The following is a 12,614-nucleotide window of genomic DNA, read 5'->3' as shown; positions in this document are numbered from 1 at the left end:
TACATTTTCTCAAATTGGTCACCATTTAATTCGTGCTCAACACCTTACTTAGTTCAATTTCATTGCGCATTTTCCTATACTGCCGACTCTTTAACTTAATGGCATTGAATTATGATTATTCTAACGACCAACTACGGTGATATTGAAATCACACTTGACCATAAAAAAGCACCTGAAACTTGTAAGAACTTCCTACGTTACTGCGAAGAGGGATTCTACGATAACACGCTATTTCACCGCATTATCGATGGTTTCATGATCCAAGGTGGTGGTTACGAAATGCGAGACGATGGTTTTGCCATGAATATGGCTGAGAAGAAAACTTACGCTCCTATCGCAAATGAAGCTTACAATGGTTTAAAGAACGTAACGGGCTCTATTGCTATGGCAAGAACTGATGCACCGCATTCCGCGACTGCACAGTTTTTCATTAATTTAGAACAGAACGACTTCCTAGATCACACAGGAAAAACCAATTACGGCTGGGGTTATGCCGTCTTTGGCACCGTCACTGCGGGTATGGACGTAGTAAACCAAATCGCAAAAATCTCTACCTGTACAAGGTTCGGTCATGAAGACATGCCAGTATCGGATGTTGTGATAGAAAAAGTCACTGTTAAATAAACTCAAACGCTCTCGGCTGTCGGTACTGATTCAACCATTAAATACCGGCAGCTACTCTGCTAAATTCAATCAAGACCGTGGAACTTAAAGTGGGTTCTCATTCTCGACGTCTAGATAGCAAAAAGCCCGCTACTATGTAGCGGGCTTTTCTGAAAGTGGCGGAGAGATAGGGATTTGAACCCTAGGATAGCTATTAACCATCGCCGGTTTTCAAGACCGGTGCTTTCAACCACTCAGCCATCTCTCCGTTTCGGCATGTATATTAGTGAGACCTGAACAGCTTGTAAAGCAATAATTTACCTAAAACACTCAAGCGGTCAGAAAGCAACCATTCACATATGCTACGCTTTCTATTGGAGCAATTTGTTGCACATATGGCTCTGTCAAGTAAAAGCTCTACTCCGTCACAATACAATAAAATAGTGTTTTATTATTAATTCATTGAATTATAATGGAATAACACCCTTGGGCGAACAAGCGTACGCTCGAAAGTGATTGCAGATATTTGTGAAGTGCTTCAAAATTAGCGGAATTAGTGCCGTCTATAGTCTTTATCTGAGGTTTTTATGAAAGTCGCTGACTTATTTAAACATCGTAGTGAACACGAATCCAAGCATCAGTCTGAATTCATGCTTTGGATGTCCCCTGTCGTGCGCGAGTACTGGGGCGAGTTCCTAAATAAAGCAAATAACCGCCACTTGTTTACTCGCTTGCGTGATCTTCAACGCCCAGCAGTTAACGATGAACAACCGAAACCGGCACCAATTGAGCTGAAACCAGAAGCGCAAGCCGTTTACAATAATTTGATTGGCAAACTCGACTGTGTAATTCACACAGGTGATTGGATCAATGTATCGCAAGAGCGTATTGATAAATTTGCTCAAGTAACTGAAGACATGCAATGGATCCACACAGATCCTGAGCGTGCCGCAAGTGAGTCCCCATTTAAGACTACGATTGCGCATGGTTTCTTAACATTGGCACTGCTACCAAAAATGACAGACAGTGTTGATCCAACGAACACGTTGTTCCCAACAGCAAAAATGGTTGTCAACCTTGGTTTAAACCAAGTGCGTTTTCCATACCCTGTAAAAGCGGGTAATAACGTTCGAGCAGTAAGTACGTTATCGAAAGTCACACCCATTCGTAAAGGGCTTGAGATAGAACGTGAAATTAAAGTTGAAATTGAAGGCGTTCGCCGCCCTGCTGCTGTAGTTATTTCCGTAATTCAACTTCATTTCTAAGCACAGTTTGCAAAAAAGGAGAACCTAGGTTCTCCTTTATTATTACTCCGCTTTATCTTTATTTACTCGCGGCATAGCCATACTCATTAATTAATTGCTTAGCTTGAGAGCTTTTTAAGTAGTCAATAAATGTTCTCGCCTCTTGGTCAAGCTTCTCTGTTTGATATAGCACCAAGAACGGGCGCGCCAATTCATAACGCCCTTCAACAACATTTTTATTTGTCGCGTCGACACCTTCAAATTGTACCGCCTTCACTGAACGGTCAACCGAACCTAATGAAACAAACCCTATAGCCTGCGAGTTATGGTTCACCAATGTTTTCACCATACTGTTGCTATTAACAACCAAATTATCAGGGCTGATGTCAGACACCATTCGACCATTGACGATTTTAGTTAACCCCAACAAACTTTCAAAGCTGTACTGAGAGCCTGAAGATGTCTCTCGTGTTACCACTGCGATGGTTTTATCCTCACCACCCAATTGCTTCCAATTCGTTATTTTGCCTTTGTAGACATCGTATAGCTGCTCACGTGTGATATTTGACACAGGGTTAGACTGGTTAACAACCACCGCTAAACCATCCATCGCAATCGTTTTTGCCGTAATTGTTTCATCAAGTTCACGCTCTGTAAGATAGCGAGAACTCATTCCTATTTCGGCGACCCCTTTCTTAACAAGGGTGATACCAGCGGTTGAGCCAATAGCCTGCACGGCAATATAGGTCTGTGGATGGGTTTGATTATACTGTTCCGCTAAAACATCCATTACACGTGCAACCGATGTAGAGCCTGAAACATTAATTTCACTGGCTGTGGCAGATAAAGGCAAAAAAGAAAAAGAAATTAGTGCGGCTAGCACGACTCGAATCATAGTGGGCTCCAAAAATTAGGTTGTTCATTCAATTTATGAACTCACTAATTAATTCTTACTAATCAATTTAGCGATCCATAATTCGCTTTAGCATATGGCGATTTGATGACAATTTTGTGAAAGGGCATACAGACGTTTTCATTTGTAAGCCATAATATAATCATTCAACCTGTAGTTCTGGAGTCAATATGGGATTAGTGAGTTTGCTTCAAAGGCAAGTGGAAAGCCGCGCCGAAATAATATGCCGTTGCCGCAACCAAAATCTTCCCGCTGAATTAGGCAAAGCGAGTTTCGAGCCTATTGAAGATGGCGTTATTTTTATTAAACAGCACTACCTCCTTGATTCATCTCACTGTGACTATTCATCACAAGTGGCGAAAATCTGTTGGGATAGTCATATGAATTTATGGCGTCTATTCATTATGGATGATCAAGACGATGAGAACTGGTTACCGTACCCATATCTATCCCAAAGTGCTGATCTTACAGCAATAATGCGTGAGTTAGATAAAGACCCTAAATCTCTATTTTGGGATGATTAGCTGACCTTCTCAGTTTGAAACATTCCGCCAGTCATTAGCTTAATATTGTGTTCTAGAAGCTGTGCAAAAAATTCGTCCGTTAATTCGATACCGTGAATTGCCAACATTGACGGTGGCGCGATAAATGGGAATACCATTAGTGATAGGTAAGAAACTCGACATAACTTTGGATCAAGATCGGCACGCAGCACACCATTTTCCAATAGATTATCAAACATAACTGATTGCATAGGCTTGGAAATATCGACAATCACCTTTTCCAATAATCTTCTCTGTACTTTTGATTCAGGCATATTCATTACCTGTAAAATCAAACGCGGAAACTCTGGTGTTTTGGTCATCTCTTGATAATAGGTGCGCATGATATCAAGCAGGTTACATTGGCTGGCGCCTTGCTGCATATTTTCCATGCGTTCACTCAGCGGGGCTAATGTTTCTCTTAGCATTGTTTCAAATAGCCCTTCCTTGTTACCAAAGTAGTAGCGAATTAATGCACTGTCTACACCTGCTTTACCAGCAATCAATCTTATAGAGACTTTATCATAAGCCATGACGGTAAATAGCTCTCGAGCACATTCAATTAGTCGCTCTCTTGTTTCCGTCTTACTGCTTGGTCTACCAGCTTTACGCTTGGTCATTTTTTATACCTATCCTATTGATAAGCCTTAATTATACGTGTGTATTGCTATTTTGTATTTGCTTATAAATAAAAAGCACCGCAAGCGGTGCTTTTTATTTGTCATGCTGAATTAAACATCATGTACGAAGATATTTTCATCAATCAAGGTAGAGAGCATTTGTTGTTGGTCGGTCACATCAAGAGTCAATTCTTGAGCTAAGTTTTCAACCACAATACTTTGTTCACTGCCTACGCCAATACCACTTGGATGTATACTCAAGGTCACATCATCGTTAGTGACTTCAATTTGAATATGATCGAGGAGATCGTTGATATCCACTGACGGTGACTTAAGCTCAGGCAAAACATCTCGCAAATCGATCTTGTCTTCTTGAACGGTAAAATCGGTAATAGTATCAACTGCACCATTGCTGATTGAATGCCAAACGAAGGTATCCTCGCCCGTACCACCCGTTAGAATGTCGGAGCCTAACCCACCTTCAATAATATCGTCGCCAGCACCACCTATAATGGTATCGTTACCTTCACCACCAATAAGCACATCATTGCCATCACCACCAACGATTCGGTCATCACCCTCTCCCGCCGTCAGTTCGACTCCTGAATTATCACCCAACAATTGCACGTCATCAGTCGCTGAAGCTTGGTTGATGTTACTGCCATCAGGCATGATGTTTAATTCAATATCAAGCGGCGTAGACTGAGCAGTTTCTCCCTCGTCAGTCGAGACAGCAACAATTTGAATGGTATGGTTACCCTCTTCTGCTCCAACAATTTCAATACTGTCAATTTCGTCGGCAGGAATCGAGTAAACACCATTAATAGCGAGTACCTCACCCGATGAAGTATTCAGTGTTGCACCCGCTGGAATTTGTGACAACTCTAAGCTCAACACCTCATTGATATCGGTTAACGCCGCCAAAATACCAACAATTGCAATACCATTGTTGCTTGCTGATAAGTTTGCCGAAATATGACGAATATAATCAAAACCAGGTTGAACTGATAACGTCGGGGCATCCGCCACTGGGTTGATGCTAATGCTATGTTCTTTGCTAGTGGTCAGTGGCATACCCGACGGGTTACCCGAATCTGTCGCCGTGACCGTTAAAAGAAGCGAGTCTGACGTTGCATAGCGAGCATCAAGCATCACCCCTTCACCACTGTTTGGCGTATCAAGCAAGGCATTGATTTCGGCAAGCGGTCCCAATAAGGTAATCGAACTCCCTGTTTGCGGAGTAACAGTTATGTTGCTTGAAGGCGGGAGAATGACGCTGAGTTCACCATACGTTACCGCTAATGAAACGCTCATTAAATCGCTTGCATAAGCGTCGACATAATCCACATCGCTAACGGTAATTCCCGAGATCTGTTGGCTGCTTGCCTCATCAATAAGCGACGTTGCCGAAACAACATCAACTTCAGGCGCGTCATTATCTCCCTCAACAGTAATAGAGATAGTCCCCGTATCCGTTAAGAAGTTAGCTGAACCGTTATCAGTACCATCATCTTCAATCACATAAGTAATGCTCACATCACCATTAAAGTTGAGGGCTGGTTTGAATGTCCATGAAACACCATCTGGGTTCGCAATCAATTCCCCTTGCTCGGCTGGAACCGTGATCGATTTAACCACAAGATTTTGACCTTCCGGATCAGGATCACTACTCAAACCGGGACCAATTAGCTGCGCCGTGGTGATTTGAATGGATGTATCTTCAGTGATTGAACCCAAATCAACATCGACAGCAATTGGTTTGTCATTGACCTCAGAGACATTGATAACAAATTCAGCCTGGTTTTCATGAGAGGTTTCAGGGCTACCGTTATCTATGCCTAGATTGTCATTATCATTCACCGTCGCTGTCACTTTCACGCCATTAGGGTCAACAATATTGTTGCTATTAAGCTCTGGCGTAAAGAGCACTAGGTCTTCAGCCAATGCCTTATTAATATTCGCAACCGTGCCTTCAATAGTAATTGTGTCATCACCCGACATCGTAATAGATAAACCATTTCCGCTCGCGACTGCTGCATTATGTGTCACAATGCCACTATCTACATTCAGTGTAAGCGTATAGATTGCACTTGGGTCATCTAACGTTGCATCAATGTCATTGATGGTAAAGCCATTAATCGCAACTACTGTATCTTCTTCTGTTTGCAAATCACCAATGCCATCAAAGTAAGGTCGGTCATTGACCGCTTCAACCACGACATCGACATCAAACTCAGTAATCGGACCGTAGAATTGATCACCATTGTGCTTGGTATCTACAGATTGCACTTTAATGGTCAGTTTATCTGGGTCCCAAGTACCTTGGTTTTGCTCTCCCGAATTAAACACTATTTTATCAATATCTTGAGAATCGACTTCTAGTTGCCAAACACCCCCACCAAGGTTATTACCTAATGTCGTACCATCGGCAAAGTAGATCTCGCCACCATCTGGAACGTTCTCGACCGTAATCAAGAGTGTTTCAGGTTGATCTTGGTTGGTTTCCCCAGGAAGTAGATCGACTTTGTCGGTCACGCTGGCATTGATTGCGATATCGATATTTTCACCTTCGTTACCAGAAACCGAAGCGACTGGGTCGGTATCAACAACATCTCCGACAGGGGTCACGTCAATGGTGAACTTACCTTGGTGCGGTGTCGGTACCCCCAATAATTGCTCTTGCGTATACACCACAATGCCAATTTCCGCTTTACCGCTGAAATTGCTCGCAGGCGTAATCACAATGCTGGATAGATCAATACTTGTCGCATTTGGGTTTACCAACTGTATTGTCCACTCTCCACCACCGTTATTTTTCACCACAAAATCACTTGATGTACTATCGATGATAAAGTTATCTGGTAATCCGGTCAGTTGGGCTGAAAGGAAAACTTCTGAGCCATCGGTATCATTCAGATCAATCATCAGACCCGCGCCTGCGACGCTCAGACTGATATTGGTATCTTCGTCGCCGACAACTGTAATATCTGAGTCATTTGGCATTGTCACCGCATCAACAACAGGGGTGATTTTAAATGACCCATCGGCAGTGAAGGTTAAATCTGCCTGATGATCTGGTGTTTGATTTGTCGACGTTTGATCAAAATCGGTTTGATCGGTGACGGTACCCTTAATGGTAATATCTATCGTATTGATATTATTACCGGTTGGGTAATTTTCCTTCGGCACAAAATAGATTTCTTTAAGGGCGTTTTCAATAACGGTTGGGTCCGTTGATTCAATCACCAACTTGCCCGGCTCAGTCTCTGACAATTTAACGCCATTGATATCAGCAAAATAGCCTAAATCTGAATCAACCAATTCAATCTCAATTTTAGTCAGCGATTCACGCCCTTCGGTCACTGAGTTAAGCTCGTCGGCCAGTTTAACATCAAGCACTAACTTGATTAGGTTATCTTCCAACCCTTCATTTGAAACCTCAACACCAGTCCCTTTTTCAACGGAAGTTGCTGTCACTTTAACTGTCGGCTGTACATCATTGTCACCCGGCTGTGATGTACCACCGTCGACAACGGGCACATCAACTAATGGGCTAACTGCAAACGGAACATCCACTTTGAGGGAGTTTTCATCTCCAGATTCGGTATCAGTGGTGACCACCGTCATCGGTATGTAGAAATCGCCCGCGTAATCATCGGGTGTAATAAATTGAAGCCCTGCGGGGAACTTAAGCTCACCCGAATCAGTGACTTCTGCAGCAAATACGTACAGCTCATTAGCAAAGTCATATTGAGCCCCAGATATAACCAAACCATCAACCTCAATTGGAATATCTGACGCAGCAATGACCACCGTCACTTGGTCGGCAACATCATCTGCGGTACCCGCTTTCAGTTTGAACACTTTCGATAGCTGAGAACTCACATCAAATTGATTATCTTCTTTACCGATAATGATAGCGGTAGGATCTACCGCCAACGTATCAAATTCGACTTCAGCGGCAACACTTGAGTTTGGTATAACGGTTGATGGGAAAACAAGGTCTATCTCGGTGCTGACTTCCCTTGGAGCACTGCCTTCGTTTTCATCACCTTCATCAACGACTTGGGTAACAAACTCAACACCAATAGTGTTCTCTGTTGCTGAACCGTTGCTGTATTTCAAACCATCTGGCGCTGAAATCGTAAAGTTATCTTCATCGACAATCGTCCACGAACCATCACCATTATTGATACCACCAAAGACATAGAGTTGGTCCATAACCGCATCAAAATCTTCACCGTCTGGCACAACAAATCTCACCACAACTTGGTCAACACGTTCTACGGAGCTTGGGTCAAGATCCTCAAAGACAACAACATGGGCATCACCATTGGGCTCATTGATGGTAAAATTAATTTTCCCATCGCCTGGTATATTGTCTGTCAGGTCTGGATCATCACGAATAACAGTAACAACGTTGCCATTCTTGTCCTCGATGCTCAAAGTACCATCTTGTTCAACAACGGGAACAACAATGATGGCGATATCGCCTTTAACTTCAGCCTCTTTGATCAGGGTAGGATCATCTTCATCCACTTCATTGACCGTGATGGTGCTATTGAGGTTAAAATTAACACTTGAATCTACTGGCGGTTTCACACTAATAATTGGAGCAATAGAGCTTTGATCCAGCCCAGTAATAGTTAAGGTACTGCCATCAAAGGTCGCATTAGGGTATTCACTCCATGATTTACCATCAATTTCGACATCACTACCCGCAGGAAAGTCTGTGATAACGATTTTGCTAACAAACTCATAATCTCGACCATTCGCTGTCGGCTTGCTGTCTGGTGCATCAATGCTTGATGGTGCATTAGGGTTATTAGTGACGTTCCAAGGCACGGTGATAAAGGTGTCTTCTCTGCCTCTTTCAACCGTGTCATAAGTATTGGTATCACCGCCAGCTTCAATGACAGGTTCAATATTAACCTTTAGAACACCCTCCACTTCTCTAACGTGACCATCGTTTTCTGTTACGACAACCTTAGCATCAATAACAAAATCATCTGTAGAGTATTTTGGTGGACGAATAGTGATACCTGAATCGTATTGCGCTTCGGTAATATTTGCTTGGTAAATAGGGGCATCTGCTGGTCCACCCGCATAGACCAAGTCAATTGATCCACCATTGGCATCGAACAACTCGACGCCTGCTGGAATATTAGACAACAGTACAGAAAGGCTTTCTGAGTGATCAAATATGCCGTCACGTTCTTCGCCAGACAGTACCGCAAAGTTAATCCCAGCCTCAGTGCTTTCATCAATGGTGACTTGAGCGCCAAATAGCCCTGAGCCATCATCGTATTGATACCACTTACCTAGCTCTGGACCAGCAGCAGGCTCATCTGGTACATCAGGCAAATACGGAACATCAGCAACGCCTTTAACGGTAACATTGACTGTTTTAGGGTCAGCCATTGCTGCAATGTTCACATCTTGATAAGGGTTGCCGGATGCATCAATCAATGTGGCTGTATCTTTCACAAACCCCTGAACATCAAAGCTAAAGTTCTCATTGCTGTGCAGAGGTGGCTGAATTTCAACAAATGGCAATGCTGATTGAGGAATTTGATACACGCCAGGGGAAACCTCAACGATAGGGCTATCACCTTGGCCAATCCAACGTACTTCGTAACCGTCTAGCGGCGTATTTGGCGAACCCTCTTCAACAAAGTTGCTCAACTGAACAAACTGCGTTTCTGAATTATCATTGGCGCTATCAATATCGTCCGTTGAGCCTAACGCGATCACTTTATCCAAAGTAAAATCTAAATGGTCTGTCGTTGGATCAATCGTATTTTGACTTGCCGCATTATCTTCGAAAATCGTAATACGATTAACGCTAAAGGAACCTTGGTCCGCGCGAGGTTCTACATTGATAACCAGTTCTTGAACTGCAGATTCTGCGGTTTCTTTGCCAGCGTATGCATTGCTGCCTTCTTTAGTCTCAGCATATACATCAAAAGTAATGGCACCTGAAAAATGATCAATTGGATTGACTTGGACATCATCAATGTCCTCTGCCTCAATCAAGTAAACGCCCGGGGATGATTCGACAATCTCTTGACCAGCACTATCTTCAAGAATGAATTTACCTTCGCCAGCCGTTACCTCTAATCGGTAAGTGATGCTTTCTGGGTTACTACCATCTTGAGTTAAAGCCTCAAGTTTTAACGTTGCGTTTTCAGCATCCTCTACTAAGGTGTATCGGTCTTGCGTGTTCGTTGCATTCCAGGTGGCAATATCCGCCACAGCCTTAACATCGATAGTCAAATCAGCACTAATGGTGTGATCGGCGGTTCCATTGTTCAAAATGGAAACAGAAATTGGCACTTCAAAACTAGGATCAGATGAAGGTGAGGATGACGATGACGAATAATTTCGATCAGGCACAAAATAGAGGTTATCTAACGTCGCAACATTGGAAGCATCTATCGTTTGAACGACATCACCACTCGCTAGCAACAAACTGCCATCACCTTGCACCGTTAGCGCATTGTAGGTCGCGGTAGCAGCATCATAAAAATAGAATTGACCGTTATAGTTACCCGGACCAATCACTACATCGCCGATTTTTTCATCATTATCGATATCAAATAAGTCGACAGTTAACGTGACTTTACTTGGCTCTACGGGCAACGTTGATTGGTTATCTTGCGTATTACTATTGTCGATAGCCGGATTAAAATTCAAGGAATCAGACCGACCAGAGTCTTCAAAGCTAGTTACTGTTGATGTTTTTATTTCTGCATCTTGGTCAAAAATAGTCACGGTATAGTCTTTGACAGAAGTATCCATATCTCCGTCTGTCGCCGTCACTTTGAGGCTAAATGATAGTTCACCGCCGTCATGAGTCAGATCGGTTACCGGGGTGAACAGGAATTTGCCTCGCTGTGAATCATCAGGGCGAATTTCAAGTACACCTAAGTCCTCATAATAAGTCACGCCTGATGTATTGGTTCTCACTTCAACAACAGTGACCGTGGTGGTTGAACCATTCGGGTCTAAACTTTCAACGTAGCTTCCATCCGCCAATTTAAAGCGAATCTGTGAGTCGGCAGTACTTTGGGTTTCTACCAGTGTAATTTCCGCACCATCAGCACCCGGCTTACCAAACATATTAGTGTTGGTGCTGTTTGTTTCACCTTCCGTCACTTCAATTGAGCGATTAACGATTCTTGGTACATCATCCACAACGTTAATGGTTAATGTGGTTTCACCTGTTTCATCGCCGTCAAAATCAACCGCTTTCACATCAAAACTAATTGGTTGCAGATTTTGCCCTTGCCCTGCCGCATGGTCGAATGGCTGAAGCAGCGTAAATGAGTAGGTGTTATCGTCGCTGTTTAAAACCAGAGTAAACACTGGCTCACCATCGGTTTCAGTCACTGCGGTATGGGTAACCGTATCACCTGATTCGATAACCGTTGCCCACACTAGCCCTTGGTCGTCAGAAGAAAGCTGATCGAGCAAGGTATCAAGATTGGTGATCTGGTAGTCAGCAATAGAGTCCGCTCCCTCAACAACGGTAAATTGCCCGCCAATGGTAGTGCTCTCTTTGTTGCCATCTGAACCTATACGAGGAATATCATCTTCATCTACGCTGGTCGTGCCCGTCACGCCAGTAAGAGTCGGTTTATCATCATTGATATCAACCAATAGCGTTTTAGCGCTCGTATCTCCATCTTGGTCGTGAGCTAATACATTGAAGCTCAACGTCGTCAGATCAGAGTCACTGGCATGGTCAATTGGAGCCAACAGTTTAAAATCGTAACTACCGTCTGCATTGAACGTCAGCTCAAATACATCTACATTGCCAGCTTTACCTGTAAAAACGTGTTGATTGGTCGCGCTGTCAATTTGTGGGCTGCCAATAGTCACGTCGACCCCACCCGATTTAAGCCCAGCAACAGGATCCGCGGTTGATTCCAACGTATATTTTACGACTAAGTCAGCACCTTGAGTCGTACCAAATTGACCAATGTCCGTTAAATCAGCCGAATTAGGGCTTGAACCATCACCAAGGTCATCTTCACTAACCTCCAGACGCTGAACAGTATTTATGGTTGGAATATCATCAATGATGGTGATATCAAGAGGAAGTGACGCGCTTTTATCATTGTCAAAATCGACGACACTGATTTCGAAACCAAGATCTAAACTATTTTGTCCGTCACCTGTTGGATGATCTAACGCTTTAACTAACGTAAATAGATATGTTTTGCTCGCAGTATCAAACACCATGGTGAATACATTGTCACCTGAGGTCGTTTGAGCGGTGTAAGTAAACTGAGTACCACTTTGCGCAGGTGAATCATCACTCCACTTTAAGGCTTCACCACCCGAGCTAAGTGAGTCGAGTACATCAGCTTGGTTAGCAATAACAATCGATTTGATGCCATCAGCGCCTGGCGTAAATTCAAAACTGCCACCGGTACTGTTCGACTCTGGCGTAATATCAGAGCCCACCACCGGTATATCATCTTCATCGACATCAGTCGCCGCAGAGATGCTGTTTAAAGTTGGTGCATCATCAACAACCGTCACGGGCAACACGATGCTGCTGATGTCACCATCTTGGTCTTGCGCTTGAATTGCGAAGTTGAGTAGTTTGCTCGCTTCGCTGTCAGCGTGGTCAATGGGGGCTTTTAGCTCAAAGCTGTAGCTGCCATCAGCATTTAACGTCAGC

The 12,614-nt window shown here is 43.4% G+C and carries 6 protein-coding genes and 1 tRNA gene; 3 read left to right on the top strand and 4 right to left on the bottom strand.

Translation table 11 applies throughout. The annotated features are described in order from the left end of the window. Positions 1-111: 111 nt before the first annotated feature. Positions 112-624 carry a peptidylprolyl isomerase gene (locus H2O73_RS18530; protein ID WP_182110409.1) on the top strand — a complete coding sequence of 171 codons (513 nt, stop codon included), beginning with the start codon at positions 112-114 and terminating at the stop codon, positions 622-624. Positions 625-780: 156 nt separating this feature from the next. Here H2O73_RS18530 and H2O73_RS18525 read toward each other — a convergent pair. Next, a tRNA-Ser gene (locus H2O73_RS18525) sits at positions 781-871 on the bottom strand. A 319-nt stretch (positions 872-1,190) separates the two neighbouring features. On the opposite strand from H2O73_RS18525, the gene H2O73_RS18520 reads away from it, so the two are divergent. Continuing rightward, the gene (locus H2O73_RS18520) at positions 1,191-1,868 is read left to right on the top strand and encodes a MaoC family dehydratase (RefSeq protein WP_182110408.1); all 678 of its coding nucleotides are present in this window, start codon (positions 1,191-1,193) and stop codon (positions 1,866-1,868) included. A 58-nt stretch (positions 1,869-1,926) separates the two neighbouring features. Here H2O73_RS18520 and H2O73_RS18515 read toward each other — a convergent pair whose 3' ends face one another. After that, positions 1,927-2,742 carry a phosphate ABC transporter substrate-binding protein gene (locus H2O73_RS18515; protein ID WP_182110407.1) on the bottom strand — a complete coding sequence of 272 codons (816 nt, stop codon included), beginning with the start codon at positions 2,740-2,742 and terminating at the stop codon, positions 1,927-1,929. 188 nt (positions 2,743-2,930) lie between these two features. Here H2O73_RS18515 and H2O73_RS18510 point away from each other — a divergent pair, with 188 nt between their 5' ends. Beyond that, positions 2,931-3,284 (top strand): DUF3024 domain-containing protein, encoded by a 354-nt coding sequence (locus H2O73_RS18510; protein WP_182110406.1) that lies wholly within the window; start codon positions 2,931-2,933, stop codon positions 3,282-3,284. On the opposite strand, the gene H2O73_RS18505 is transcribed toward H2O73_RS18510, so the two are convergent. Then, positions 3,281-3,922 (bottom strand): TetR/AcrR family transcriptional regulator, encoded by a 642-nt coding sequence (locus tag H2O73_RS18505; RefSeq protein ID WP_182110405.1) that lies wholly within the window; start codon positions 3,920-3,922, stop codon positions 3,281-3,283. The two genes, H2O73_RS18510 and H2O73_RS18505, sit on opposite strands and share 4 nt — an antisense overlap. Before the next feature lie 111 nt (positions 3,923-4,033). Next, positions 4,034-12,614 (bottom strand): T1SS-143 repeat domain-containing protein (locus tag H2O73_RS18500; protein ID WP_182110404.1); only part of this gene is annotated, 8,581 nt, incomplete at its 5' end.

Source organism: Vibrio marinisediminis, from assembly GCF_014050145.1.
Lineage (GTDB): Bacteria > Pseudomonadota > Gammaproteobacteria > Enterobacterales > Vibrionaceae > Vibrio > Vibrio marinisediminis.
This window is presented reverse-complemented; position numbering and strand designations above follow the sequence as displayed.